Genomic DNA, 25,573 nt, shown 5'->3' with positions numbered 1-25,573 from the left:
TATGGCACGGTTTAGCAAAAAATGCCACGTTCCATCACTGTGTCATTGATGAGAAAACCGCCAAGTTAATGAAATTTCTGTGACCTTGTTAGTCCGGCGAGATTGTTAGTGATTTGTAACATTGACCTCCCCCGAGAAGGTTGTCATTATTCGAGCATCCAAGGAGGAGATGAGACACGCCCACCCTGTGCAAACGGCCTGCATTCCCACCTAACCGGTGAGCACACCTCCCGTGTGTGTAAAGCGCTGTTTGTCTCATTACCTGGCCCGTATTAAGGAAAAAGAGGACCTACCATGAGTGAGTTTTACGTTGGATCCGAAGTTGGGCAACTGAAGCGTGTACTGCTTCACCGCCCTGAACGAGCGTTGAACCACCTGACGCCATCTAACTGCCATGAACTGCTGTTTGATGATGTATTGGCCGTTGAGCGCGCAGGCGAAGAGCATGATATGTTCGCCCGCACACTGACCGACCAAGGCGTACACGTTTACCTACTTCACGATTTACTGGTCGAAACCCTCGCGGTGCCAGAAGCCAAGCAATGGCTGCTCGACACCCAACTCAATCAATATCGTCTCGGTTATCAGTTCGCCAGTGATGTACGCGCTTATATGGCGGACATTGACCACAACACCCTGGCTGACATTTTACTTGGCGGTTTAAGCTATATCGACTTGCCCGTGCAATCATCCTCGATGATGCAGGCCATGCACGATAAGACCGACTTTGTGATTGAGCCGCTGCCTAACCACCTATTTACCCGCGACACCTCGTGCTGGGTGTATGGCGGCGTATCACTCAACCCCATGGCCAAGTCGGCGCGCCAACGTGAAACCAACCACCTACGTGCCATTTACCGCTGGCACCCTGAATTTGCCGATAACCCGTTTATTAATTACCTCGGCGATGAAGTACGTGACTACGACAACGCCATGATTGAAGGCGGCGATGTGCTAGTTATTGGCCGCGGCGCGGTGTTAATTGGTATGTCCGAGCGCACCACCCCACAAGGGGTTGAGCAGCTGGCACGCAGCCTGCTGTTTAGTGGCCAAGCCAAAGAAGTGATTGCCGTGCAACTGCCGAAAAACCGCTCGTGCATGCACCTAGATACGGTGATGACCCACATGGACGTGCATACCTTCTCGGTTTACCCCACTGTGATGCGCCCCGACTTGCCATGCTGGCGCCTAACTCGCAAAGGCGAAGACAGCCTTAACGTGGAAGCGCAGTCTTGCTACCTTACCGCGATTGAAAAAGCGCTCGACGTTGGCCCGCTGAACATCATTACCACCGGCGGTGACAGCTATGCTGCCGAGCGCGAACAATGGAACGATGCCAACAACGTGCTCACGGTCAAACCTGGGGTGGTGATTGGTTATGAAGGCAACACCTACACCAATGAGAAATACGACAAAGCCGGAATCAAGGTGCTCTCGATCCCGGGCGACCAGCTGGGTCGTGGTCGCGGTGGCGCGCGCTGTATGAGCTGCCCGCTTGAACGCGACGGCATTTAACCTCACGCCTTTTCGCTTTAACGCCCGGCCACTTGGCCGGGCGTTTTTTTGCCACTCGCACACCTTGGTACCAAAAGTGACTAATTTCATGCCGCAGTTGCGCCTTTTTTATGAACTCGGCTCACATCACATTATTTTCTAAATAGCATTATTTCTCATTTACGTCGCATGATGGCCTTAGTCAGCATCCGCTGGCGTCAGTTGGAAACACAACAAAAAGGAAACGCGATGAAGAAAAATACGCTCATTGCCCTATTATTGGCTGGCATCACCCAAGCTTTGACTCCCGCTTTTGCGACCAATGCCGATAATTCAGTGGTTGATATTAAACGCGACACCGCCAAACAACTTAGCCAAGATTATGCGCTATTAGCGCCTGTGCTCCACCGTAGCATTAATGCCTATGGCCTGAATGCGTCGCTACAAAGTCTCACCCAAACGCGCGCACATCAGCTTAATGATCAACTGCGCGCGGCCGACCGCGCCTTGCGAGAGGCACAAGGGGTCGAAGAGGTCGCCGAACAGTTGCTTGAAGTGCGTCTGGCAGACCCCAGCATGCTCGCACGCTGGCAAGCTGGCCAAGCGCCACTGTTTGCCTTTGAGCCAGCAGGCGATGATAAAACCTGGACCCAAATTGAAGCCTACGACACCAACGGCAAGGTACACTGGCTAGACGTTAATCAGTTGCCTGACCGTCCTATTTTGGTAGTGGATGCCAATGGTGAAGCCTCACTTAAAGCTGGCCTAGAAGTGATGCGCCGCACCCTGGCCGAGCAAGCCCCAGCGCCCCGTCAGCGTCGTCACGCGCCAATGATGGCACAAGGCCCAGCCGAGCCCATTGACACCACAGTGCTCAAATCAATCCGCCTTGAAGACGACCAAGAGCCTTGGATCTCCGGCGCGGCCGAGGTATACGCGATTGTCACCGGCGTGAACCCCAGCCGTGACGAGCCCACGCTCGATATTGTCGATATGCCTTATTTGGATTACGACCAAACCACCTATCACCCTAATCAAGTGATGATCCACTGGGAGCGTTATCGCTGGGGCGCGGCGGACGTGATCTTGATGGAGCAAGACGACGGCACCAACTACAAAGAATTGGCCTTGAAACTTAACGAGGTGGCGAGCGACATCATTGCCGCCATTCCAGATTTAGAGGTGCAAGCCTATGGCGTGATCACCAAGATCACCGGCAAAATCATTGAAGCCATCCCCGACGGCTGGCTCACCAACGATGATGACTTTGTGGACGTGTACTACACCCTACTCAAAGACCGCGAATACCGCGACCACCCCAGCGCCGGCGGCAACACCACCGCCACCTGGGAACCACTGACCATCGAACCGACAGAATAATCTTGGGTTGGGGATAGAAAGCCAAAACGCAGCCATAGGGCTGCGTTGCTTGTCTCTGTTTTTTTATTTTACTCGTTCCCACTCTCCCGCGTGGGAATGCATACGAGACTTGAACCATGAACTGAAATCGTTACAAAATCATCAAGCCGAACTTGTCGAGTTTGGTTACTCTGATTCTGCTGAACGGATCTCTGTTCTTACACGCTCTAACATCGTAGCCAATGTTAGTTGGCCACTACAAGATTATTTAGCAAGGCATGAAAATAGGAAAATCTAATTTAGAGTGCCACTAAAATAGGGAGGGTTACACTGAGCTGGGCTATATAACTAACAAACAAGCGGCATCACTCATTGGTGTTGCACCCGTAACAAAAGAAAGTGGGCGATATAAAGGCAAACGGGTGATTCAAGGTGGACGTAATCAAGTTCGTACCGTGTTGTATATGGCGATGATGCCTGCGATGCAATGTAATCCTGTTTTTAAAGCCACGTATACCCGATTAGTCGCCGCCGGAAAGCCGAAAAAAGTCGCCATTATTGCCTGTGTGCGTAAGATGGTGGTGATCTTAAACTCGATGCTCAGAGACGGCGTAATGTGGGATAAAAATCTCGCTAAAATTTAGGATTGACGACATACTCGTTTGTTATGTGCTTAGTTCTCTTATGTATAAGCTAAACTATTAACCCCATCGGTATTGAAGTTATTAACCGTTGGCATATCAGCAGGGTTAGCAAAGTACAAAGTAAAAAATATGGCTATAGTTCCCAAGGCAGTAATAGCCAATCCAGGAATATTAATCTTTGCTTGAATTTTCTCCTTAGCAATACCGGTAAATAAAAAAGCAACACTAAGGCTAATTAATATTCTCGAAAAGAAATATTTCATTCCTGTATCTATATCCATAAAAAACACTAGCAAGCCTGAAATAGCAAGTAACACACTACCAGTCACCAATGATACCCAATCAATCTTTGTTGATGTCAACTTATAGCTTCCCTTTGAATCAAAACCTACTGTAGGTATATTGTGTGCAATAAACCTATCTTTCAATTTCATTGCTTGTTCTTTGTTATGTGTTTTAAGAACTAGTTGCGACGTCTTTAAAAAATTAAGTTCAGGAGAGTATGGCACAGATACAATACCATCTGAGGTAGAAGTCAATACTTCCCAATAATCAACCGAATAATCCAATACATTTTCAATGCTAGTTAAAACATCTTTAACTTGGGTCTTTGAAAGCGACTCACTTTCAGAGGAAATACTTGAGATGAAAGACTCAAATTTAGAAAAGAACTTAGCACCTTTCAAATGCGCCTCATTAAGTAACTGAGCAGAAACATTTGGCATTTGGTTTAAAACGTTTTGCAAGCAACAATCAAGAGCTTCTTTCGTTTTTGAAACTTCAGCTTCTAAGTCGCTAAACTTCTTAGGATCCATTGCTGTCTGACTTACCTGAAGCTTTCTTTATCTGTAGTAGTAGGCTTTTTGATGCGCTCATATCAAGACTCTCAAAAGAATACGATGTTTTATTTTTGACAACATCGTGTACTATTTCGTGAAACTCTTGCTCCGTAGTTTTGTCTGAAAGGCGAAATACTATTTCATTTACTTCACTTTCAGTAGGTGTTTCTACAAAGTTAAAATGCTCTCTAATTAAACCCGCAACATCTTGTTGATTCATAAAGTTTTTACCCTTACTAAAATGGCTATCTGAACTATCTTTGCATTTTACAGCTTTATGAAAGAAGTACAACATCGATACAGCACTTTTACAATGTCACAGAACGTGAGGTACTCGGGCACATAACGAATGACATGGATTCCCCCTCTTGAAGATCTGCCACACTTAAGTGCGGCCTTAATACCGGAGGTAACCATGTCTACTCAATTCTTTTGTGGCGTTGATCTCGCCAAGCACCACTTTTCTCTTCACGCGGTGGATGACCACGGAAAAGTCATTCTCCATAAATCTGTTTCACGCGCTAAACTACTGGCTACATTAGCAAATATGCCCACGATGTGCATAGGTATTGAGGCCTGCAGTGGGGCACATTATTGGGCTAGAGAATTCAACAAGCTCGGTCACGATACCCGCATCATGGCCGCAAAGTACGTCGGTCCTTATCGCACAAAAGGAAAAAATGACCTGAACGATGCCGTTGCCATTTGTGACGCTGTTCAGCGTCCAAACAGCCGGTTCATTCCTGTTAAGTCACCCGAACGCCAAGCGATTCTCGCGACTCATCGTATACGTGAGCATTGGGTCAATGAACGTACCGCCCTCATTAATCGTATTCGTGCATTACTGGCAGAGTTCGGCATTATTATTCCAACGGGACGAGCCGCCATTCACAGAGAAGTACCACTCATTCTCGAGGCAGCAGAGAATGGCCTGCCTGATATTGCTCGTGCTGTCGTGGCAGATTGTTTTGACCACCTACAAACACTTAATCAGCGTATCGCCGATACCGAGCAGTGTTTCGATATGGTTACCAAGGCCAGTCCTAATGCCCAGCGTATTCTTAATGTTCGCGGCATTGGCCCACAAACAGCAACGGCGATTATCGCCACTATCGGAAAAGGCGAACAGTTTGATTCCGGTAGAGATTTTGCTGCTTGGCTTGGATTAGTGCCCAAACAGTACTCAACCGGAGGAAAGCCTCGATTAGGTCGTATTAGTAAACGAGGAGATAAATATCTCAGAACACTCTTAGTGCATGGCGCGAGAGCCGTCATCACGAACCTAGGCGATAAGCAAGATAGGCTCAGTGTTTGGGGGCGAAATGTCCTTGAGCGACGTGGCATGACTTGAGCGACGTGGCATGAATCGCGCCATTGTCGCTCTCGCAGCCAAAAATGCACGCATTGTGTGGGCGTTATTGCACCATCAAACGGATTATCAAGACTACGCGGCCTAACTCGTCGCTGTCGTAAGGAGAAATACACCAACCGGGTCATTGCACACGCAAGTTGATGAGTATCGGTGAAGACCATTTGCAGAGAGCCTGTTAATGCGGCGGGCACCTTGATGCCTTCTAACGAATTAGGCACTGCAACCGCGCAATGTCATCAGGGCCATGACGTGAGTCAGTAAAAGGCCGAATGTAGAGCGGCAGTCCAACCAAACTCAATACGCTTCGCGGATGCTTGACGAACGGGGGAATCCATGTAGCCGCATTCAGCGGCTTGTCCGCTGCAATGCTTTGTTATGAGAATTTTCTGCTTCGGTACTTTTCATCAAAGGCCTCATAATAACCTCCGATAAGGTGCTACAATTACCACAACGGATATTAAGAATTTGATTGAATCGTAAATCTTTAAAAGCTCTAATCGGTACTTCTAATTCTTCATTGCAGCCCAAACACGTAAATTTTATAACGTTTCTAATCACTTCAAAATTGTCATGCTTATCTTTCTGTATGACGTAGCTTTCTTGGCACTTTGGATTTATGCAGCTTAACGCTGTCTTTTGCTGTAAACTGCTTACAGGGCGTTTTATTTTAGTATCACAAACAAAGCAATTGAAACTGTACTCTTTTCCAAAGGAACCACTCACCAACAGGTTCCCCTTTATGTTCGATAGAAACACAACAACTTCAGAAACTTTTTCCCTAATTTTATCTTTGTCGCCATAAATATTTATACTATCGGACGATATGCTTGGTACTGGAATATGCAAAGCAACATTAGAAACACTATTCCATAACTTATGTAACTTATTCAGATTAAGTTCAGGTTGATTACCCAGAGGAGTGTATTTTATCGATTCAAACTCTTCTTTCGTTTCTGGCAACCTACCATCTATTCTTTCATCCGAGATTGAGATCGAGAACTCCCTAGCAACATTATCGTCAACTTCACCTGAAATCTGTTTGATAATGTGTTTTGGCTGCCAATTTTTTAAGTCACTCTCTGATAAGTATGAGAAGTATAGCCTAAATCTCTCGTAGCACAAATATTCCAGCGTAAGTCTACTTTCCAACGCAGCATATGTAAGACTTTGCTCAGTATCTTGTTCTAAAAGAGAGTTAATGAGTTCGATTCTTTTTGATATATCCAGCACGATCAAACTCCTAGTTTAAATACTCATAACGCTGAGCTTTGCGGAAATTTTGTAGCCGCACAGCGGTGGAAAAATTGTCCGGCAACAGCGACTTGTTATATTTCAATTAATTACTTTCACGATAGTACTTGTTCTGCCTCGACTTTTTTGACCTTTTATTGGCGGGTATGAATCGTGTAGATACCCCTCAAATTCGGAATACTTTTCAACAAAAATAGCACCGAACAGAAGTGGTTTTCCTTGTATCTCCTCAATGCTTCGGAGATCAGCATTTCCCGTAGATTGATGATTTTGAACATGAGCCTTCAACCTGCTTACTGGGGCGATATCCTTTCCCCAATACACAGGATAAAGATTGGGAAAGCCTTTAATTGGCTTTAAACCCTTTAGGGGAGGCGTTTTTGATTTAACTAACACGCCATAGACAGCACCTGTAGATTGCACTATCGAATAAGGCTGATTTTTAAGACACAATTCACCGAATATCGCAGACCTAGTCTTGAATCCCTCTGATCTAGCTTCTTCTACTAAAAAATTTACAACTTCATTTGTCATGACTGACCTTTATATAACATTGTATTAGTGCACATGCGCGATTTCCCAAAACCGTTATCCGCACTCTCTTCTACCTAAATATCTGTTACCAATAGAATTTTTAACCTCTAATGAATACTGCCTTCCGTGAAAATGTGCGTACCTCCTATCTCAACTCAGGCATTCACACTATCCCCAAACGCCAAGCTGTAAATGCATGACTAATGGGCTCTTTTTGTCATCCATTTTGGGATAGTGTGAATCTGTCACGGATAGACGCGCACGCTTTTGGCAGTCTCTAGCTGATAAGCTGGTTAACCGTCCAGTGTTAGCCATGCTACCGCCGATCAGTTGTCGGCACCTAACACGCCATCGAGTTGGCAGATTTGGGATTAGTGTATCAAGGGCTGTTTTGGTTTTCGTGCGCTATTGTCCAAAGTGTTAGATAAACCATATTTTGTGAGGTGGGTGCAAGAAGTTACCTAGGGCAAAACGGATGAATCGTTTTAGTGGACGTTTGGATCAGGCCGGGGAAAGAGGGCTGCTAGCAGGATCGGGATGTCGAACACCTCTCAGTGTTACCCGCTGATTTTTTCTAATGCGAAAACGGGAGTTGTACCCGTTCCTTGTTTGACTAAGTGTTTGACTAAAAATCAGCAGGCACAAAAAAGGCGTAGTAGGTACTAACCTGCTACGCCTTGCTATGACTGGTGGCCCCTCCCAGACTTGAACTGGGGACCAATCGATTATGAGACGCTTTTTGGGTGTTTTTGCATGAATCGCAGTGAACAAAGAAGAACAATTTAATCCAACAATATCATGTATTTATATCGTTTTATTTGTTTTTCCTTGTTCATCAAAATTCATGGAAGTATGATTGATTTGCTACATATATGCTACACAGAAATCGATGGGTAGACACCAAGGACGCAAAGCATCATGCCTCTTAAAAAGAAGATCACCGCGAGCAGTATCAAGCAGTTTTCGGTTGAGGATAAACGCATCAACGATACCGAGATTCATGGCTTTCATGCTCGTATCTCAGCAACGGGGCGCATTGTTTACTACCTCTACTACCGACATGATGGCAAACAGGTTAACTACAAGCTCGGAACGGCGCACGACCTAACCCCAGCTCAAGCGCGTGACCTTGCCAAACAAAAGGCAGGTGACGTTGCCAAAGGGAACAACGTGCATGATGAAAGGAAGCAAGCGCGCCAAGAAAGCCAACGCCGCAAACACCTCAAACTCCCCGTTTACCTAGACGAGCGATACCTACCCTACTTGCAAACCCGTAACCCGAAAACGGCCCAGCGTATTGTGAACCACATTAAAAGCCGCTTTGCGTTTTTGATGGATAAAGAGCTAGACCAAATTACCGCATGGGAAGTTGAGAAGTGGCGAAGTGAGCAACGGAAAAAGGGTAAAGCCGCGTCGACCATTAATCACAGTGTGAACTCACTTAAAGGCGCATTATCTCGCGCCGTTGAATGGGGGTTAATCGAATCACACGAACTCACCAAAGTGAAAGCTATCAAGGCCGACAATACCCGCCTACGCTATCTCACCGACATGGAAGAGAAGCGATTACGGCATGCTATCAAGCATCGAGACCAAGATATTCGCCTAGCTCGCCGTTCGGCCAATGAGCATCGGGCTATACGTAATTATTCGTTGTATCCGTGCTTAGATGATGCCACGTTCGTAGATTATGTAGAGCCTCTCATCCTGCTAGCTATCAACACCGGACTACGCCGAGGCGAACTACTCAGCCTTGAATGGCGTGATATCTACTTTTCTGAGCGCTACCTACAAGTGCGCGGCGGGAATGCAAAATCGAAAGAAGGCCGCATAGTACCACTCAACAATGAGGCCTATAACACACTGGCAAGCTGGCGCGAGCAAAACCCCGAGGCCACCTACCTCTTTGAGGGCAAAAACGGCCAACCGCTTACCGACGTTAAAAAGCCGTGGGGAACCGTATTAGGGCTTGCAAATATTGAAGGCTTTAACTTCCACGACCTCCGACACCATTTTGCCAGTAAGCTAGTGATGGCAGGCGTCGACCTCAATACCGTTCGGGAGCTACTAGGCCACGCCGACCTAAAAATGACGCTAAGATATGCCCACTTAGCACCAGAGCATAAGGCAGCGGCTGTTAGCCTTATTGGGGGCTAATAGATGTTAATTGAACTAACAGATAAAGAAAGAGTATTGGATGCAAAACCGTCGCTTTTACCGCCTAGATGAAATCCACGATGTCACCCCTATTACCAAAGGCGACCTATTAGCCGCTGTCGAGCAAGGGGAGCTTTCCCTGTGCGCATGGGTAGATGAAAAGTCGATGGGGGCGATGCTTGCGGCCAAAGAGGGCCATAGGCCTGCTCTGGCAAACCTGTTCGCCTACAAGGGCGTAATAGGCCTAACACAAGACCAGTCAATAGCCTGTATTCATTCAAAAACCGCCCCAATTCGTCACGCCCTGATACTGGAACCTGACCGCGTTAGCCACTGGCGGGAGGTCAAAAACGATTTCCCAGACGCCGAGAACGGCCCATTTACTCAGGTATCCTCCCTGCCCCAGAGGCCTATGGCCCCCTTTACGGCCTATGGGGCCATAGGCACTAAGGCGACCTATGGGCAAGAAGCGAGGCAACTGGCCCAAGCAGGCCCAGAGGAATGGAATCGTCAGGGGTTTTCAGGCCTATGGGACGCCCTAGCCAAAACAGGTAGGGCGTTAGAGGCCAAGCCATTAGCAATAGAGGCTGACCAATTGCGGTTTGATTTGCAGGCCGTCAATGCCGCCTTTGACCTACGCCCTGAGGGCGAAACAGGCCGAAGCATTTCTGTCCCTGATATGAGCAAAATTGAAACCAACCCCTTCAAAATCATGATTCGAAAAGTATTGGCAGGGGATCGCGACGCTGACGCTCTCAAGATATGGTATGCCGTTAGGCGAGATCATGAAAACAACGCTCACCAGATTGACGAAGACGGCATCATTTCGGAAATAAACCATGACGATATCGAATGGTTTGGCCGAGGAGATAAGACGAGAAGGTTGCGTTACAAAACCTTCTGCAACTACGTCTCAGCGGTACGTAAAACGCTTTAGCTAAAAACTCTCCCAACCAGCGTCCCAACCAGCGTCCCAAGCTAGTTGGGACGGTTACGGTATCTCCCAACGAACACACGGAGATATCGTTATGCACACTGAACACACCCAAAAACGCGCATACACAGAACAAGAAACCGCTGCTTATATCGGCATGAGCCGTTCTTTCCTGCGTCAATCACGCATGGAGGGCCACCGACTCAACCGCACCGAAGCGCCACCATTTATCAAAATTGGCCGAGCGGTACGTTACCTAAAAGAAGATTTGGATAACTGGTTAGATCAGCACCGCAAACAGGCTCACCTCAGCTATGGAGAGCGTGAGCATGCCTAAGCTGAATAAACATCAACAATCGGTTATCCGTGCGATGCAAGCGGGGCATTGGTTTCAGCTATGTGCCGATTATCGCGTCAATCAGGCCGGATACATTGGCTCAACAGGGTTTGATATGAAATTAAACCCACGCACTGTCTTTAAGCTTTATCGAGAAAAGCTCATCACGTACCGAACCACCTACCCCTACGGTATCAAGTGGTATGTTTTTGAGCTCACAGCAGCAGGGAGGGCATTGGATGTTAGCCATTCCTGAAACTGAATTTGCTCAAATTGACTGGGATGATAAGGCGTTCGTGAAAGAGCGCCTTTGTCGCTTGCCGGATAAAGCCCAAAAAATCCTGTTCAAACACTATCGCGCCATTTCCAACAAGCAAGCGCGAAACACCTACCTACGCGAGCTCACCGACAGCCTGATGAGCAAGCTCACCGTGTCGCCCGAAAAGCTAAACCTCAATATTTCAGAAGACGCCTTGCGAGAAGAAGCGGAAAACCTTGTTGATTCCGCACTGGCGATTAGGCGTGAGTTAATGGGTGACGAACAGCAAACAATCACAACCCTTCACGCCCTATGTGCCAGCTTTGGCGTGCTGCCTCCCGATGAGGAGAAATACACCCTAGAGGGTCGGCTACGTCGTATGTCCGATAAATCATGGTGGCTGCGCAAACTTCGAAAAGCCCAGCGCAAGAACATTGAAACCGTGATGCGACACCTCAATGAGGTAAACCGTCGCAAATCTATCTACTGCTCCGAAGAAACCCTAAGCGCCCGCGCTTCTCAAAAGTTTCATCAAGAGCAATACCTTGCGAACACGACAGTTACCAATCAACTAGGGCAAAGCTTTAGCCTGCTGGAGTTATCGAAAAAAGGCGTCGCTGATCCGAAAATTCGCAAAACCGAGCTCATGGTGAGGGCGCGAGGCTTTGAAGACCTAGCCAATGAGCTCGGCCATGTGGCGACCTTTCTCACCATCACGTGCCCGTCTAAATACCACCGCAGCTATGCGACAACGGGCGATGAAAACCCAAAATGGGGAGGCTATACGCCTGCTGAGGCTCAGGATTATCTCAATGATATTTGGAAGCTTATGCGTGCCAAGCTACAGCGCGAGGATGTGCGATTCTATGGTTTTCGAGTTGTGGAGCCACAGCACGACGGTACACCCCATTGGCATTTGCTGTTGTTCGTCGAACCTGCGCATTACGACACCCTCATCACTACCATGAGAGATTACGCTTTACGGGAAGATGGCGACGAAATAGGCGCTGAGCAGCACCGCTTTACGGAAGTGAAGATTGACCCTAACAAGGGCTCAGCGACGGGGTATATCGCGAAATACATCTCAAAAAACATCGACGGTGATCATCTTGATGCAGGTATCTACGGTGAAGACCCGAAATGTGCAGCGGCGCGCGTCGATGCATGGGCGGCGTGCTGGAGCATTCGCCWATTTCAACAGCTGGGAGGGTGTTCGGTGACGGTTTGGCGTGAATTACGCCGCTTAAAGGCAATGATGGCAGAAAGTCAGCTAGTGCAGGATATTCACGACGCAGCCGACAAAGGCAACTGGAAAAGCTTTACAGATCTGATGGGTGGCGTATTCTGCAAGCGCACAGAGCAAGCTATAGCCCCTCATTATGAGCTGGCTTTTGATAGTGATACAGGCGTGGTGAAAACGTCCATGTATAGCGAAGACGAGCTTTTAAAGGTGCTTAAAGGCATCTCTGCAGGCGGAAAGGCCATCATCACCCGCACCAACGAATGGCATCTGTCATGAAGACAGATGCGCTTTTACTTGGAGTTCTGTGAATAACTGTATTTTATCGGAAATTTGATAGGGTCAACGCCGAACAAACCCTAACGCCTCGCACAGGCGAAGATGAAATGGGGAAGCTTTAGATATATGCTGGCAACGCCAAGCAAGAAAAGACTCAGAGCGTGGACTACCTTAGCAGGAGGGGTTGCAGAAGCTTTTTAAGTGCTTTTCTTGATGTAAGCACGTAGATGAGCCTTTGCCGTTGATTCAGGCTTAAGGCCTCTTAGCTCAGTGTCTCTAGTGGTCCCATCTGGCAGATAAACCGTGAGTACATCATCAAAGATTGAATATTCTGCCGTATGGACGACGCCTTCGTGTTCTATCGATATTTCTTCGTTCATTTCTTTCTCGAATGTTCTGCATGAAGGAGTTGCCACCTTTTTAGGAACTTGACCATACAAAACCCTCCATCTCGCTACGCTTTACGCCATTTTGATAGCATGAATGGATGGATATCAAGCGCCTATTTAACCGACTTCACTGTTCGATCCGTTCCATCGCTCCATTCAACCACTTTCAGTTTGAAGTCTAGTGAATATTGCGCTGTCTTTTTATCTGTTTTTTTTAGGCTGGTATACTGACCTCATCAGGTCGTCGAGACGTGTCCAGTAAAACGGAGCAAGTCCAGCCCCCATATGCGTTGCTTGTTATAGTATAATTATTCCGATTCTTTTAGTGAGTCAAGATAGTTAATTAGTTTTGGATAAAACTGAATCAAAATATCCTTAATTTGCACTATTGTGTAATTTTCATCTTTGTAACGAATAAACAAGCTTTCTCCAACCGGAGTAAAGAAATAATCGTAAAGATTATTTATCGGTGCTTCAGTGCTAATGGTACTAATTCCACTAGAGCTTCTCCACTCATAGTGTTTAGTAGCATTTGTAGTGTGCCAACAAATCCTAACACTGTTGATAATATGCCTACTAGCATCTTGGCCCGAATTAGGCAAACAATTTCTGTCCTCTATCCAGCTATCAGATTCTAGTGGTAATCCTGTATCTGAACAGCCTTTTAATGTTTTTTTTAAATCAACTGGAATTACTGACCCATAATATTTGCAAACCCACTCACTTAAAATAGCAGCAGTCACCACAAAATTAAAGAAGTCATGTTTATCTGGAACTCCAGAAATTTTACCAGCCTCAAATAACAATTTATTTAACAGCTCACTCGGATCTTTTATTATGTAATTTCCATCAACTAAATTTGACATTTATATCACAAACCATTTAATAATTTCACGCTTAACTGTTGCCTCTAACACTAGAGGTAACTATGTCTACTCAATTATTTTATGGTATTTATCTCGCCAAACACCATTTTTTCTTCGCTCACTTTAAGACCTAGGAAAGGTAATTCCTTCATAAGAACATCTAGGGATCAAAGAGGCATTTCCGTTCTATTTTTACACTTTTAAATTAACATTTAATCGATTATTTATCACACGAGAAAAGTGGTCGTTAAATTAAACACTTAGTATACGGCACAATACGGAATGAAAACCTCGTCAAAATTTAACGATTGACGATATACTCTTTTTTATACATTCTCTCTCAATTAACGCTAATCATTACTCCAGCCAACAGGAAACTCTTGCTTTTCAATTTCAGTTTTCCTTAGGTCAGATTTAATTCTAAACACTTCAGAGTTTTGTCTATTTCCTTCATTACATACTGACTCTTTCGATTTAAAATACTGAATATTTACTTCTGCCACTTTTTCTATTAGCTTTAAATAAGCCTGAATTAACTCCGAGTTATCAGAGTTACTTTCGATAAGTCTCTCTAAAAACTCCGCTCGTTCTATATAAAATTGTAAACTCACATTCCCTCCAAAAGTATAACGCCAAACCAAGGTGATAAAATCCTGAAACCTAACCTAACCTAACCTAACCTAAACCACTATGCTACAAACACTGTCAAAGAAATGCGCCAAAATTCACAAAAACGGCTTATTTCTCTTACTTTTGCCACTAAAACCTTACTCGAAGCGACGGCGCTGATTTACCCTTTACCAAGCTTGGGCGTGCGCTTGAGACGCAAACCTCAGTTAAACATGCGATTAAACGTACAGACCGTCTGTTGGGTAATACGCTGTTGCATCAGGAGAAAAATATGATTTATCGCTGGCATGCGCACCTGATTGCGCGCGCCAACCCTTGTTCCATCATCTTGGTTGATTGGTCGGATGTACGTGAGCAACTGCGCTATGTAACACTGTATACTTTCACTTTTTCACTTTCTCACTAGCTCCTACGTAAGAACGATCATTAGCGGTGATGTCTACGATGCAATGTAATATTCGACGTATACCCGATTATTCGCCACCGGAAAGCCGAAAGAAGTCGCCATTATTTCCTCTGTGAGTAAGATGGTAGTGATCTTAAATTCGATGCTCGGAGATGGCGTAATGTGGGATAAAAACCTCGCCAAAATTTAACGATTGACGACATACTCGTTTGTTATGCATCACGTTCTCGACCTTCAACAGCTTCTTTTTTAGATTTCTGCCATTCGCTCTTTAACAATTTTTGAGCACACTTTTCTAAATTTGCAATTTCACTCTTGAGCTTTGCTGCGTTTAATCGCTCTTTCTCACAGGTCGCATAAATTGAATTGACGGATTTTAGAACAGCATGATCAAGCGTATGCTCTGAGCTATAAGACCAAGCTTTAGGGTTAAGGCGCATAATAATTAGAGATTTCAAGCTACTCAGTTCCGAGAGTTTGCCCGTATTCTCGATAAATCTGAATGAGCATTCTATGTATTTACCAATACCCTCGCGCAGCTCGCTACGCCAAACGGCTCGTTCATTAGTAACCGAAGAGGTAAAAACAGTTTTATCTGTATCTTTTGTAGCCTCTGAAAATTTTCTTGCTGCTGATTTATAGCCGTACATAGCGCCAACAGCACCTATTGCAAGTTGAGCGACGATCTTAAGACCTTCAAAATACCAATTTACTTCTGAGCTCAAACTTATACCTCTATCTAATGGTGCTGCATAACGCCCGGCTCACGCGCCGGTTTGGAGCCGCAAAGCGGCGGAAAATCGGTCGCCGTGCAGCCGATTGTTAGGTTTATCACTTAACCAGCTCGGCATTGCCCCCCCAAGGAAGCTCTCCGTCGCGAGAACCGAGTCTCCGCTTTATTTCGGTGCTCGTCATGCCCGTACTCTTTAGCTCGCGAATGATTTTCACAATCTCTCGTGATAAATCATTTCTTGTGAAACCGAAGCGATTATTAGCACGGGCATGAGCTTCTGATTGAGCACCTTCAGCACAGGCTTTATAGCGTTCATAGTTTCTAATTCCATCGCAAGGCCGAACAAGGAGTTGGATTTGCTTGTTTAAATAACTGAAGTATTCGTCATTTCTTTCTATCACATCATCAATTTGAGTAAAAAGCTCATTTCTCAGTTGTGTTCTTTCCAATTCGGCTTGTTTCGCTTGATACTCGTTCCAGCCCCAAAACGCACCGACAGCGATTAAGCTACCGAGAATCACTAGCAAAATATTTTTCATTCTTACTCCTTGTGTTAAATGAACGCCAATATTCAGCGGCGGCCTTTGCGTAGCGAAGCGGAGAAAAGGCCGTCCGGTGAAGGCCCGCAAGGGCCGAAACGAACTGGAATGATTTGTTAGATCTTACTTCCAGATCGAGTAGATGCTTGCGACAGAGCCCAAAACACCAAGCACACCCCATAACCAGTGAGACAAAAGAAACTTCATAAAACCACGTCCGTCTGTGGATTTTTTGCTTCGAAACTCAAGATAGTGCACCCGAATCCTTGCAGCCAGGCCCTCTGAGAATAGAGTGCTGGATACTCTCATGTACGTAAAGAAATCTTTAATCGCTGCATCCAAGACCGCATCAGTTATTTGATCAGGTGATGAGTAGATTCTCCAAACGATATTTTGCAAATGCCGATAGTGATTTTCAGATGAGAATGGATACAGTATTACAGCAACATTTCCGGAACCGGCCTGAGAAACTACTAAAGCCGCTCCACCCTCTGCATGAAGCTTAAAACCTGATTTTTCGCCATTACGATCATAAGTGGGCTCCGATGTACCTACGGGGTGTTTCCCAGAAAAAAGCTGTATCTGCCTGTGTTCATCGTTGCGCGAAACGTAAAGATTCTCAAAAAATCCTTGTTCCTTCGCTTGCGTACAGACCGTAGCAAATTTCGTCTCAATTTTTTCGACCTTCACTCGCCAATTAATCATCTTAAATGATCGAAGACGGGCAGCCTTTTCATCTTTTCGGGTGTGAATCTTCATCTAGACCGCCATGAATCTAACGCCAAATTAAGGTGTGAACAACGCTAACCACCTACCTAAAGCATTGTGCCATAAACACTAAAATTGCTTGAAGTAAGAGCGATTAGCGTTGTGAATCACCCTTAAATTTTATTGTTATACAAGCTAAGCTTTGTTGCGATTAGTCAAAAAATCTGCTTCTAACTTTGAGAATAACTCAGCTGTTACTTTTCCTCTGTAGTCTTTTATTGCGTTAAGATCTACACCCTGAAACGTTTTTTTCTCTATTTGAAAAATCATCAAATTAACTTCAATCAATTGATCTTTTAACTCTTGAATTGATAGTTTTTCAACTGGTTGCCAGATTTCAAATGTAGTACCTGTAAAATTTTTATATATTGACATTCTCAATTTCCTTTCGTTGATAAAATTCTAAACCGTTTGGTATAACATTGTATTAGTGCGCATGCGCGATTTCCCAAAACCGTTATACGCCCTCTTTCCTAGCTAACTCACTGTTATAAATGTAATTTATTGCCGATACGGACATCTCTTTTCAGCAAAAGTGTGCATGCCTCCTATCACTACTCAGGTATTCACACTATCCCCAAACAAAAATCTGTAACTATATGACTAATAGGCTCTTTTAATCATTCGTTCTGGGATAGTGTGAATCGGTCACGGATAAACGCGCACACTATTGGGTATCTCTGCCCGATAAACTGGTTAGGTATCCAGTGTTTAGCAATGCTACCGCCGATCAGTTGTCGGCACCTAACACGCCATCATATTGGCAAATTTGTAGATGAGTGTATCAAGCCGTGTGTGGGTTTTCGTGCGCTGTTATCCAAAATGTTAGATGGCACATGTTTTGTGATATGGGTACAAAAGGTGAACTGTTCGAAAGCTGTGCTTAAGCGAGCTATCACTAATATCGAACCTGAGAATGGGTATGGCAGGTGGGGAGTGCGAATCAAAAGGACGTTTAAGAGCGATTAATTTGCTACATATATGCTACACAGCAAAATAAAAAGCAAAAGGCCTGAGTGGTTACTAACCTCTCAGGCCTTTCTATGACTGGTGGCCCCTCCCAGACTTGAACTGGGGACCAATCGATTATGAGTCGACTGCTCTAACCACTGAGCTAAGGGGCCGAATGGAATGGGATTATAGGGGAAGGCTCACAGGGTGTCTAGCTGTAAGGGGGGCGAATTCAGTATGCTTTTTGAGCACTTAGCGTATGGTGGGATAAACAAGCGCCGCCAATGTGGCGGCACTCACGCTTTGCTTGCTTAGGAGGCTGCCACCTTATTGCATGGCAGGGTCTTGGCTGTCTTCAGCCGGCCAGGTGCTGTTGTCGTCTTCTGGCATTGGCTGCGTGTCGCAATCCGTGCCGCCGTCTGGGCAGGTTACCACGGGTTGGTCGCCTTGTGGTTGGCTGGCTTCGTTGGCCATCGCGGGGCCGGCGAGACCAACCATCATCATGAGTGCGCTAAGAGTCAGTGCTTTGTTTTGTGTTTTCATCATGTTCTCCTTCCTAGTATTGTCGTTGCCCTTGAGGACATAAACACTATCTCGCACTCATCGCGCGGCCCTGTCATTCCCCCGCTATAAGGCAGTAAAAGGATTGTCTAGTTTGTCGCCAATTTATCAGCATTGTCAGTGCTTGATTAAATCCCCCTCCCGCGGTCAGAAAACCATCAAAACGGTGTATTATTGGTCAATTTATGGCCTTTACGCTCGGATTTGTCGCTTGCATATTGCTAGCACGCGCTTTACCATCAGAGAATAATTAAACATAAATATCGATTTAATATTCATTTTGGCGAGTTATTTAGGGATAGATATGAAAAGCGACCTCTACCAGCAATCACTGCTCACCTTACTCGACTTGTCACCTCAGCAAATCCACGATCTGATTGATGATGCCGCCGCACTTAAAGCGGCCAAAGCTCGCGGTGAGGAAACGCCGCAGCTAACAGGCAAAAATATTGCGCTGATTTTTGAGAAAACCTCGACCCGTACGCGCTGTGCCTTTGAGGTGGCGGCGTTTGATCAAGGCGCGCAAGTCAGTTACCTCGGCCCTAGCGGCACCCAAATTGGCCATAAAGAAACCATGAAGGATACCGCGCGGGTATTAGGGAGAATGTACGATGGCATTCAATACCGTGGCTTTGGTCAAGAAGTGGTCGAGACGCTCGCCGCGCATGCCGGGGTGCCAGTGTGGAATGGCTTAACCGATGATTTTCACCCTACCCAGGTGTTGGCCGATCTGCTCACCATGCAAGAGCACAGTGACAAACCGCTTGATCAAATCGCGTTTGCGTATGTGGGGGATGCGCGCAATAACATGGGCAATTCGCTATTGGTCGGCGCGGCGAAAATGGGCATGGATCTGCGCCTGATTGGCCCCAAAGCCTATTGGCCTGAGGCTGATTTGATTGCCGCCTGCCAAGATATCGCCGCCAATACCGGCGCGACGATCACCTTAACCGAAGACACCGCAGCGGTGAACGGCTGTGATTTTGTGTACACCGATATCTGGGTGTCGATGGGTGAGCCCGAATCGGTCTGGGCGCAGCGCGTGGCCGATCTCACCCCTTATCAGGTTAACCCCGGTTTGATGGCCGCCACTGCGAATCCACACGCTAAGTTTATGCACTGTTTGCCTGCCTTTCATAACGATGAGACTGGTGTGGGTAAACAAATCGCCGATCAATACGGGCTGAATGGCTTGGAGGTGACCGACGCGGTGTTCGAATCTGAGCAGTCGATCGTCTTTGACCAAGCAGAGAACCGTATGCATACCATCAAGGCTGTGATGGTTGCCACACTCGTCAACGCAAGCACGTAAACGATTGCACTTTTGCTTGCACGACATAAATAGGGGCGTATAATTCGGCCAGATTTCACTACACGGCCAGAAGTTATGTTGGTTATTCCACCCACAAACAGCGATTTATCCGCCCCATTGCGGGACGGTATCCGCATTGGTCGTGATCGTAAAAACCTCCGTTTCGGAGGTTTTTTTTTGCCTGTAGCACACTGCAAAGAAAGGGACTCGCGTTATGGCCAATACGCTTTATAACAAACATATTATTTCCATTCCCGAGCTCAGCCGCGACGAGCTGGAGTTAATCGTCGCCACGGCGGGCGAGCTAAAAGCGCGCCCTAACCCGACGCTGTTGAAGAATAAAGTGATTGCCAGCTGCTTTTTTGAAGCGTCGACGCGCACACGTTTGTCGTTTGAAACCGCGATTCAGCGCCTTGGCGGCTCAGTGATCGGCTTCCCCGACGGTGGCAATACCTCGTCAGGCAAAAAAGGCGAAACCTTGGCCGACTCAGTGCGGGTAATTTCCTCGTATGTCGATGGCTTTGTGATGCGCCACCCCAAAGAAGGCGCGGCGCGGTTAGCCTCGGAGTTCTCTGAAGGTGTGCCAGTAGTGAACGGTGGTGATGGCGCTAACCAGCATCCAACCCAAACCCTGCTCGACCTGTTCTCGATTTACGAAACCCAAGGCCGGCTCGATAACCTCAACATTGCCATGGTGGGCGATCTGAAATATGGCCGAACCGTGCACTCACTGACGCAAGCCTTGTCAAAATTCGAGGGTAACCGCTTTTTCTATATCGCCCCGGATGCCTTGGCGATGCCTGAGTATTTGTTAGATGAGCTGACTGCCGCGGGCCACCCGTATAGCCTGCACAGTAGCATCACCGATGTGGTGCCTGAGCTGGATGTATTGTATATGACGCGGGTACAAAAAGAGCGCTTTGATGAATCAGAGTATGCGCACATTAAAGCGGCGTTCATTTTAAATGCGGGGATGCTGCGTGATGCCAAACCCAACATGAAGGTGATGCATCCCCTGCCCCGTGTGGATGAAATTACTGTGGATGTCGATAAAACCCCGCACGCCTATTACTTTGAGCAAGCTGAGAACGGCGTCTATGCGCGAGAAGCCCTGCTGGCACTGGTATTAAACGAACAGGTTGAAGGAGTTGCAAAATGAGCACGGATAACAAACTACAAGTTGAAGCCATCTGTCACGGCACGGTGATCGATCATATCCCCGCGCACATTGGCTTTAAGATCTTAAACCTGTTTCAAATGCACGGCAGCGATCAGCGGATCACCATTGGCCTTAACTTGCCATCGTCGGCGTTAGGCTGCAAAGATCTGATCAAAATCGAGAACGTGGTGATCAGCGAAGATCAGGCCAGCCAACTCGCGTTGTACGCCCCACAGGCAACCGTGAATCAAATTGAAGATTACCAAGTGGTCGCCAAGTTGCCGCTGACCTTGCCTGAGGTGATTCAAGGCGTGTTCCGCTGCCCAAATTCTAACTGTATTACTCACGGTGAGCCGGCGGTCGATAGCTCATTCCGCGTGCTGAGTGAAGCAGACGATGTGAAGTTGCGCTGTAAATACTGTGAGAAGGTGTTCTCGCGCGAGATCATGACCGAGCGTCATTGATTCAGACGCCTTACATTGAGGGCGTCGAGTCGGGCGCCTTTTCTGTGCGGCAGGCCCCTGCGCATAAAAAAACCAGCACTTGGGTGCTGGTTTTTTGTGTCTTACCTTCAGGTAGAACTTGCGACGCGGTTATTTCACCACGGTTAGCGTCGGCTTGCCTTTTTTGCTTGGCGTAGCCGGCGTGTCGTCTTCGTCATCGGCTTGCGGCAACGCGTCTGGATCGTCAACGCTGTCAACCGACACCAAAGGCGGCTCTTCGTCGTCTTCTACCTCGCTGGATGAGGGGGATTGTTCAAACATTTCCTCCTCATCAGCCTGCGCGTAGGCGGGCTCCATATCAAACATGGTGCCGGCACCATTTTCACGCGCATAGATGGCGAGCACTGCGGCCATAGGCACGAGGACTTGTTGAGGCTTGCCACCAAAGCGGGCATTAAAGCACACATGGTCGTTGCTAAGCTCTAAGTTTCCCACCGCTCGCGGGGCAATGTTGAGAACAATTTGTCCGTCTTTGACGTAGTCAAACGGGACTTGTACCCCAGGTAACGTCGCGTCCACCACCATGTGTGGGGTGAGATCGTTATCCAGTAACCAATCATAGAACGCGCGAACCAAATAGGGGCGGCGTGGTGTCATCGCAAATTCTGATGTAGACATTATTGACCTGTTAGTCGCATTTCACGTTCAGCTTCTGTCAGTGAGGCGAGAAACGAATCACGCTCAAACAGACGCGTCATGTAGTCTTTTACTTGCTTCGCGCCTGGGCCAGTTAGCTCAATACCCAGTGCCGGCAAACGCCACAGCAGCGGGGCTAAGTAGCAATCCACCAAGCTAAACTCTTCGCTTAGGAAGTAGGGATCTTCGGCAAATACCGGTGCCAGCGCCAGAAGCTCTTCACGCAGCTGCTTACGCGCTTTGTCGGCGTCGTCAGCACTGCCTTCCATAATTTGGTCAACCAAGGTATACCAGTTGCGCTTAATGCGATACATCATCAAACGACTTTGTGCACGGGCAACAGGGTATACCGGCATCAATGGCGGGTGAGGGAAACGCTCATCCAAGTATTCCATGATGATATCCGCGTTGTACAACGCTAACTCACGGTCTACCAAGGTTGGAACAGAGTTATAAGGATTTAAGTCAACCAGATCTTCTGGCAGATTATTCGGATCCACCAGCTCGATTTCTACACTGACACCTTTCTCTGCGAGGACGATGCGTACCTGATGACTATAGAGATCAGATGCGTCAGAGAATAACGTCATCACCGAGCGTTTATTGGCAGCAACAGCCATCAACCCCTCCAGGATGTTCAATAACAATAGAAAGCAATGGGGACCTAAAGTCCCCATTGCGGATTAGCAACACACTAGATTAACCGATCAGTGCACATCGCGCCAATATTCTTTCTTGAGGAAGTACGCCAAAATCAAGAATACCACGAAGAAACCAATCACCCACCAGCCCAGTTGCTGGCGCTCTAGCTTCACAGGTTCCCCTGAATATTCAAGGAAGTTAACCAGATCGCGCACCGCATTATCGTACTCGCTAGCACTGAGTTCGCCGTTGCCGTCAGACTTGAGACCCACAAACTCTTCCACCGGCTCACCGTCCACCATACGTGTTTCGTACACTTTACGGGGTGTCCCTTGCAGCTCTTCAAGCACGTGTGGCATACCCACGTTCGGGAACACGGTATTGTTCACGCCAAATGGGCGAGATGGGTCGACGTAGAACGAACGTAAATAGGTATATAGCCAATCCACACCACGCACACGTGCCACCAAGGTCAGATCGGGAGCGGGTGCACCGAAGTACTGCGCGCCCGCCTCTTGCGTCATGGCGTTTTTCATCAACTCGCCGTAATCGGCATTCTTATCGACAATCAGGTTGTCTTCCATCAAGTCTTTAGGAATATTGAGATCTTCGGCCACACGCTGATAGCGCTGATACTGCGTAGCATGGCAACCAAAACAGTAGTTCATGAACAGTTTGGCGCCACGTTGCAATGAGGCTTTGTCCGTCAAATCATTGTTGGCTTCGTCCAAGTGGACATTGCCACCGGCGGCCATCGCCAAAGAGGGCAACAGCGCGCACAAGATTACAATCCATTTTCTCATTTGAATGTCACCCTCTCTGGTAGCGGTTTTGTTGCCTCATTTTTGCTGTAGAAGAACAACAGCACGAAGAACATGAAGTAACAGAAGCTGAAGATCTGCGCCAGCAAGGTGTACGTTGGGGTTGCTGGCAACGCGCCCAGAATACCCAGAGCAATAAAGGCAATCACAAATTGGACGATGTTCGCCAAGTGCAGCTTGCTGCGGTAGCGGTATGAGCGCACACGGCAGCGGTCAAGCCACGGCAGGATGAACAGCATCACAATCGACGCGCCCATGGCAATAACACCAATTAGCTTGTCTGGGATCGCACGCAAAATCGCGTAGAACGGCGTGAAGTACCAAACAGGGGCAATATGCTCAGGGGTCTTCAGCGGGTTAGCCGCTTCAAAGTTGGGTGGCTCAAGGAAATAACCGCCCATTTCGGGATTAAAGAAAATCACGTAGGCGAACAAGATGCCGAACACACCCACACCAATCAAGTCTTTCACTGTCCCATAAGGGTGGAAAGGAATCGAGTCAATGATCTTATATTTCTTGGTGTAATCCGGGTGGAACTTGAACTGTGACTGCTGGCCATCGTCATCTGCCTCACCTTTCGGTAGTTTAGTGTCGATACCATCCGGGTTGTTTGAGCCCACTTCGTGCAGTGCAAGCACGTGCAATGCCACCAACAGCAAGAGCACAATCGGCAGTGCAATCACGTGGAGGGCAAAGAAACGGTTCAAGGTCGCGCCAGAGACAACGTAGTCACCACGAATCCACAGTGTTAGGTCATCACCAATCACTGGGATGGCTCCGAACAAGGAGATGATAACCTGTGCGCCCCAGTACGACATTTGTCCCCATGGCAGCAGATAGCCCATAAAGGCCTCAGCCATCAGCACCAGGAAGATCAGCATACCAAATAGCCATAACAGCTCACGTGGCTTTTGGTAGGAGCCGTAGATCAGGCCACGGAACATATGCAGGTAGACCACCACAAAGAAGGCCGAGGCCCCGGTGGAGTGCATATACCTCAAGAGCCAGCCGTACTCCACATCACGCATGATGTATTCAACAGACGCAAATGCGCCTTCCGCTGAAGGTACGTAGTTCATGGTTAGCCAAATCCCAGTAAGAATTTGGTTAACCAGAACCAGCATTGCGAGCACACCAAACATATACCAGAAGTTGAAGTTCTTCGGCATGGGGTACTCAGTCATGTGTTTGCGATACGCATTCATCGCTGGAATGCGTTTCTCAACCCAGTTCAGCAAGTTTTCCATTACGCAGTCCCCTCATCTTGTCCCACGAGTACCCGTTTGTCGTCCAAGTACATGTAAGGTGGAACGACCAGGTTTAGTGGTGCAGGAACGCCTTGGAATACGCGTCCTGCCATGTCAAATTTGGAACCATGACACGGACAGAAGAACCCGGCTTTCACCCCACTCACTTGCTCACTGAAACTGTCAGGCAGGTAGGTTGGCGAACAACCTAGATGGGTACAGATACCAACCGCGACAAAAATTTCAGGTTTAATAGAGCGGGTCTGGTTGGCTGCGTATTCTGGCTGTTGCGGCTGTGCCGAACCGGGATCACGAAGCTGGTCCTCGAAGCTAGACAGCTCTTCGACGACCGCGTCACTACGACGCACGATCCATACAGGTTTTCCTCGCCACTCAACACGGATCATTTGTCCGTCTTGTAGCTTACTGATATCGACTTCGACAGGCGCGCCCGCCGCTTTGGCTTTCGCGCTTGGGTTCCAAGACTTAATAAAAGGTACGGCAACTGCTACGGCCCCTAAACCGCCAACAACTGACGTCGTCGCAGTCAGGAAACGGCGTCGGCCGGTATTCACTGGCGCATTGCTCATCCAACATTCTCCCATGTGCTCCCGCTTGGATTTTTATTGTGTCCTTTGCGTCCATGGAGCGTACGGCTTACTTAAAAACGAATATGTAATAACGGCTGACTGGGATCAGTTCGATTAAATC

Annotated in this window: 26 protein-coding genes, 1 tRNA gene and 3 pseudogenes; 13 read left to right on the top strand and 17 right to left on the bottom strand. The window is 47.3% G+C overall.

Annotated features, from left to right (window positions below; all coding sequences use genetic code 11):
* Window positions 1–294 precede the first annotated feature (294 nt).
* The 3 genes and pseudogenes from arcA to BZG23_RS02575 all read left to right on the top strand — a co-directional run.
* On the top strand, window positions 295–1,515 hold the full coding sequence (gene arcA, locus BZG23_RS02585) for an arginine deiminase (protein ID WP_077578681.1): 1,221 nt from the start codon (window positions 295–297) through the stop codon (window positions 1,513–1,515).
* A gap of 228 nt (window positions 1,516–1,743) precedes the next feature.
* A complete protein-coding gene (locus BZG23_RS02580) occupies window positions 1,744–2,874 on the top strand; it encodes a DUF3103 family protein (RefSeq protein WP_077606065.1) in 1,131 nt (376 codons plus the stop codon).
* A 311-nt stretch (window positions 2,875–3,185) separates the two neighbouring features.
* Window positions 3,186–3,497 (top strand): annotated as a pseudogene (locus BZG23_RS02575) (transposase); the annotation flags it as partial.
* Window positions 3,498–3,535: 38 nt separating this feature from the next.
* On the opposite strand, the gene BZG23_RS02570 reads toward BZG23_RS02575, so the two are convergent.
* Entirely contained in the window at window positions 3,536–4,312 is a 777-nt protein-coding gene (locus BZG23_RS02570) for a hypothetical protein (RefSeq protein WP_077606064.1), read from the bottom strand.
* Window positions 4,302–4,556: a hypothetical protein gene (locus BZG23_RS02565; RefSeq protein WP_131825369.1), complete on the bottom strand. Its 255-nt coding sequence runs from the start codon at window positions 4,554–4,556 to the stop codon at window positions 4,302–4,304. Before BZG23_RS02565 ends, BZG23_RS02570 begins: the two co-directional genes overlap by 11 nt.
* A 195-nt stretch (window positions 4,557–4,751) precedes the next feature.
* Between BZG23_RS02565 and BZG23_RS02560 the strand changes: the two are divergent.
* Window positions 4,752–5,793 (top strand): annotated as a pseudogene (locus BZG23_RS02560) (IS110 family transposase).
* A 260-nt stretch (window positions 5,794–6,053) separates the two neighbouring features.
* Here BZG23_RS02560 and BZG23_RS02555 read toward each other — a convergent pair.
* Window positions 6,054–6,938: a hypothetical protein gene (locus tag BZG23_RS02555; RefSeq protein ID WP_077606062.1), complete on the bottom strand. Its 885-nt coding sequence runs from the start codon at window positions 6,936–6,938 to the stop codon at window positions 6,054–6,056.
* Between the two features lie 102 nt (window positions 6,939–7,040).
* On the bottom strand, window positions 7,041–7,493 hold the full coding sequence (locus BZG23_RS02550) for a hypothetical protein (protein WP_077606061.1): 453 nt from the start codon (window positions 7,491–7,493) through the stop codon (window positions 7,041–7,043).
* A gap of 918 nt (window positions 7,494–8,411) precedes the next feature.
* On the opposite strand from BZG23_RS02550, the gene BZG23_RS02545 reads away from it, so the two are divergent.
* The 5 genes from BZG23_RS02545 to BZG23_RS02525 all read left to right on the top strand — a co-directional run bounded on the left by BZG23_RS02545 (window position 8,412) and on the right by BZG23_RS02525 (window position 12,699).
* Entirely contained in the window at window positions 8,412–9,650 is a 1,239-nt protein-coding gene (locus tag BZG23_RS02545; RefSeq protein ID WP_077606060.1) for a site-specific integrase, read from the top strand.
* 40 nt (window positions 9,651–9,690) lie between these two features.
* On the top strand, window positions 9,691–10,587 hold the full coding sequence (locus tag BZG23_RS02540) for a hypothetical protein (RefSeq protein WP_077606059.1): 897 nt from the start codon (window positions 9,691–9,693) through the stop codon (window positions 10,585–10,587).
* Window positions 10,588–10,678: 91 nt separating this feature from the next.
* On the top strand, window positions 10,679–10,921 hold the full coding sequence (locus BZG23_RS02535) for a helix-turn-helix transcriptional regulator (protein ID WP_074213514.1): 243 nt from the start codon (window positions 10,679–10,681) through the stop codon (window positions 10,919–10,921).
* Complete coding sequence (locus tag BZG23_RS02530) at window positions 10,914–11,177, top strand: hypothetical protein (RefSeq protein ID WP_077606058.1); 264 nt, start codon at window positions 10,914–10,916, stop codon at window positions 11,175–11,177. Before BZG23_RS02535 ends, BZG23_RS02530 begins: the two co-directional genes overlap by 8 nt.
* A complete protein-coding gene (locus tag BZG23_RS02525) occupies window positions 11,161–12,699 on the top strand; it encodes a replication endonuclease (protein ID WP_077606057.1) in 1,539 nt (512 codons plus the stop codon). The genes BZG23_RS02530 and BZG23_RS02525 overlap by 17 nt, the downstream gene beginning before the upstream one ends.
* A 697-nt stretch (window positions 12,700–13,396) precedes the next feature.
* Here the strand turns inward: BZG23_RS02525 and BZG23_RS02515 are convergent.
* Both BZG23_RS02515 and BZG23_RS02510 read right to left on the bottom strand, forming a co-directional pair.
* Window positions 13,397–13,954 carry a hypothetical protein gene (locus tag BZG23_RS02515; RefSeq protein ID WP_077606055.1) on the bottom strand — a complete coding sequence of 186 codons (558 nt, stop codon included), beginning with the start codon at window positions 13,952–13,954 and terminating at the stop codon, window positions 13,397–13,399.
* A 350-nt stretch (window positions 13,955–14,304) separates the two neighbouring features.
* A complete protein-coding gene (locus BZG23_RS02510) occupies window positions 14,305–14,565 on the bottom strand; it encodes a hypothetical protein (RefSeq protein ID WP_077606054.1) in 261 nt (86 codons plus the stop codon).
* Between the two features lie 477 nt (window positions 14,566–15,042).
* On the opposite strand from BZG23_RS02510, the pseudogene BZG23_RS16445 reads away from it, so the two are divergent.
* Window positions 15,043–15,180, top strand: a pseudogene (locus tag BZG23_RS16445) (IS110 family transposase); the annotation flags it as partial.
* A 22-nt stretch (window positions 15,181–15,202) separates the two neighbouring features.
* On the opposite strand, the gene BZG23_RS02505 reads toward BZG23_RS16445, so the two are convergent.
* From BZG23_RS02505 to BZG23_RS02480, 6 genes are all read right to left on the bottom strand, one after another.
* A complete protein-coding gene (locus tag BZG23_RS02505) occupies window positions 15,203–15,715 on the bottom strand; it encodes a hypothetical protein (RefSeq protein ID WP_077606053.1) in 513 nt (170 codons plus the stop codon).
* Window positions 15,716–15,821: 106 nt separating this feature from the next.
* Window positions 15,822–16,262 carry a hypothetical protein gene (locus BZG23_RS02500; protein WP_077606052.1) on the bottom strand — a complete coding sequence of 147 codons (441 nt, stop codon included), beginning with the start codon at window positions 16,260–16,262 and terminating at the stop codon, window positions 15,822–15,824.
* Between the two features lie 123 nt (window positions 16,263–16,385).
* Complete coding sequence (locus BZG23_RS02495) at window positions 16,386–17,021, bottom strand: hypothetical protein (protein WP_077606051.1); 636 nt, start codon at window positions 17,019–17,021, stop codon at window positions 16,386–16,388.
* Window positions 17,022–17,165: 144 nt separating this feature from the next.
* Complete coding sequence (locus BZG23_RS02490) at window positions 17,166–17,405, bottom strand: hypothetical protein (RefSeq protein ID WP_077606050.1); 240 nt, start codon at window positions 17,403–17,405, stop codon at window positions 17,166–17,168.
* Between the two features lie 673 nt (window positions 17,406–18,078).
* Window positions 18,079–18,154: transfer RNA gene (locus tag BZG23_RS02485), tRNA-Ile, on the bottom strand.
* 154 nt (window positions 18,155–18,308) lie between these two features.
* On the bottom strand, window positions 18,309–18,527 hold the full coding sequence (locus BZG23_RS02480) for a hypothetical protein (protein ID WP_131825349.1): 219 nt from the start codon (window positions 18,525–18,527) through the stop codon (window positions 18,309–18,311).
* Window positions 18,528–18,846: 319 nt separating this feature from the next.
* Here BZG23_RS02480 and argF point away from each other — a divergent pair, with 319 nt between their 5' ends.
* The 3 genes from argF to pyrI all read left to right on the top strand — a co-directional run bounded on the left by argF (window position 18,847) and on the right by pyrI (window position 21,477).
* Window positions 18,847–19,854 carry an ornithine carbamoyltransferase gene (gene argF / locus BZG23_RS02475; protein ID WP_077606049.1) on the top strand — a complete coding sequence of 336 codons (1,008 nt, stop codon included), beginning with the start codon at window positions 18,847–18,849 and terminating at the stop codon, window positions 19,852–19,854.
* A 214-nt stretch (window positions 19,855–20,068) separates the two neighbouring features.
* Complete coding sequence (gene pyrB, locus BZG23_RS02470) at window positions 20,069–21,013, top strand: aspartate carbamoyltransferase (protein ID WP_077606048.1); 945 nt, start codon at window positions 20,069–20,071, stop codon at window positions 21,011–21,013.
* On the top strand, window positions 21,010–21,477 hold the full coding sequence (gene pyrI, locus BZG23_RS02465; protein ID WP_077606047.1) for an aspartate carbamoyltransferase regulatory subunit: 468 nt from the start codon (window positions 21,010–21,012) through the stop codon (window positions 21,475–21,477). Before pyrB ends, pyrI begins: the two co-directional genes overlap by 4 nt.
* Before the next feature lie 129 nt (window positions 21,478–21,606).
* Here the strand turns inward: pyrI and sspB are convergent, their stop codons facing one another.
* The 5 genes from sspB to petA form a co-directional block, all read right to left on the bottom strand.
* Window positions 21,607–22,134: a ClpXP protease specificity-enhancing factor gene (gene sspB / locus BZG23_RS02460; RefSeq protein ID WP_077606046.1), complete on the bottom strand. Its 528-nt coding sequence runs from the start codon at window positions 22,132–22,134 to the stop codon at window positions 21,607–21,609.
* Window positions 22,134–22,772 (bottom strand): stringent starvation protein SspA, encoded by a 639-nt coding sequence (gene sspA / locus BZG23_RS02455; RefSeq protein WP_046073932.1) that lies wholly within the window; start codon window positions 22,770–22,772, stop codon window positions 22,134–22,136. Before sspA ends, sspB begins: the two co-directional genes overlap by 1 nt.
* An 87-nt stretch (window positions 22,773–22,859) precedes the next feature.
* Window positions 22,860–23,597, bottom strand: coding sequence for a cytochrome c1 (locus BZG23_RS02450; RefSeq protein ID WP_046073931.1), 738 nt, complete (start codon window positions 23,595–23,597; stop codon window positions 22,860–22,862).
* Window positions 23,594–24,862, bottom strand: a complete 1,269-nt coding sequence (locus BZG23_RS02445) for a cytochrome b (protein WP_046073930.1) — start codon at window positions 24,860–24,862, stop codon at window positions 23,594–23,596. Before BZG23_RS02445 ends, BZG23_RS02450 begins: the two co-directional genes overlap by 4 nt.
* A complete protein-coding gene (gene petA, locus BZG23_RS02440) occupies window positions 24,862–25,452 on the bottom strand; it encodes a ubiquinol-cytochrome c reductase iron-sulfur subunit (RefSeq protein WP_046073929.1) in 591 nt (196 codons plus the stop codon). The genes BZG23_RS02445 and petA overlap by 1 nt, the downstream gene beginning before the upstream one ends.
* Window positions 25,453–25,573: the final 121 nt, after the last annotated feature.

Source organism: Salinivibrio sp. ML290, from assembly GCF_001995695.1.
Lineage (GTDB): Bacteria > Pseudomonadota > Gammaproteobacteria > Enterobacterales > Vibrionaceae > Salinivibrio > Salinivibrio siamensis.
The sequence above is the reverse complement of the archived record's forward strand: the minus strand, read 5'-3'. Positions and strand labels throughout refer to the sequence as shown.

Excerpts from the sequence above, each read along its gene's own strand:
- arcA (WP_077578681.1), top strand. The coding sequence starts at position 295 with ATGAGTGAGTTTTACGTTGGATCCGAAGTTGGGCAACTGAAGCGTGTA.
- BZG23_RS02580 (WP_077606065.1), top strand. The coding sequence starts at position 1,744 with ATGAAGAAAAATACGCTCATTGCCCTATTATTGGCTGGCATCACCCAA.
- BZG23_RS02570 (WP_077606064.1), bottom strand. The coding sequence starts at position 4,312 with ATGGATCCTAAGAAGTTTAGCGACTTAGAAGCTGAAGTTTCAAAAACG.
- BZG23_RS02565 (WP_131825369.1), bottom strand. The coding sequence starts at position 4,556 with ATGAATCAACAAGATGTTGCGGGTTTAATTAGAGAGCATTTTAACTTT.
- BZG23_RS02550 (WP_077606061.1), bottom strand. The coding sequence starts at position 7,493 with ATGACAAATGAAGTTGTAAATTTTTTAGTAGAAGAAGCTAGATCAGAG.
- BZG23_RS02545 (WP_077606060.1), top strand. The coding sequence starts at position 8,412 with ATGCCTCTTAAAAAGAAGATCACCGCGAGCAGTATCAAGCAGTTTTCG.
- BZG23_RS02540 (WP_077606059.1), top strand. The coding sequence starts at position 9,691 with ATGCAAAACCGTCGCTTTTACCGCCTAGATGAAATCCACGATGTCACC.
- BZG23_RS02535 (WP_074213514.1), top strand. The coding sequence starts at position 10,679 with ATGCACACTGAACACACCCAAAAACGCGCATACACAGAACAAGAAACC.
- BZG23_RS02530 (WP_077606058.1), top strand. The coding sequence starts at position 10,914 with ATGCCTAAGCTGAATAAACATCAACAATCGGTTATCCGTGCGATGCAA.
- BZG23_RS02515 (WP_077606055.1), bottom strand. The coding sequence starts at position 13,954 with ATGTCAAATTTAGTTGATGGAAATTACATAATAAAAGATCCGAGTGAG.
- BZG23_RS02500 (WP_077606052.1), bottom strand. The coding sequence starts at position 16,262 with ATGAAAAATATTTTGCTAGTGATTCTCGGTAGCTTAATCGCTGTCGGT.
- BZG23_RS02495 (WP_077606051.1), bottom strand. The coding sequence starts at position 17,021 with ATGAAGATTCACACCCGAAAAGATGAAAAGGCTGCCCGTCTTCGATCA.
- BZG23_RS02490 (WP_077606050.1), bottom strand. The coding sequence starts at position 17,405 with ATGTCAATATATAAAAATTTTACAGGTACTACATTTGAAATCTGGCAA.
- BZG23_RS02480 (WP_131825349.1), bottom strand. The coding sequence starts at position 18,527 with ATGATGAAAACACAAAACAAAGCACTGACTCTTAGCGCACTCATGATG.
- argF (WP_077606049.1), top strand. The coding sequence starts at position 18,847 with ATGAAAAGCGACCTCTACCAGCAATCACTGCTCACCTTACTCGACTTG.
- pyrB (WP_077606048.1), top strand. The coding sequence starts at position 20,069 with ATGGCCAATACGCTTTATAACAAACATATTATTTCCATTCCCGAGCTC.
- pyrI (WP_077606047.1), top strand. The coding sequence starts at position 21,010 with ATGAGCACGGATAACAAACTACAAGTTGAAGCCATCTGTCACGGCACG.
- sspB (WP_077606046.1), bottom strand. The coding sequence starts at position 22,134 with ATGTCTACATCAGAATTTGCGATGACACCACGCCGCCCCTATTTGGTT.
- sspA (WP_046073932.1), bottom strand. The coding sequence starts at position 22,772 with ATGGCTGTTGCTGCCAATAAACGCTCGGTGATGACGTTATTCTCTGAC.
- BZG23_RS02450 (WP_046073931.1), bottom strand. The coding sequence starts at position 23,597 with ATGAGAAAATGGATTGTAATCTTGTGCGCGCTGTTGCCCTCTTTGGCG.
- BZG23_RS02445 (WP_046073930.1), bottom strand. The coding sequence starts at position 24,862 with ATGGAAAACTTGCTGAACTGGGTTGAGAAACGCATTCCAGCGATGAAT.
- petA (WP_046073929.1), bottom strand. The coding sequence starts at position 25,452 with ATGAGCAATGCGCCAGTGAATACCGGCCGACGCCGTTTCCTGACTGCG.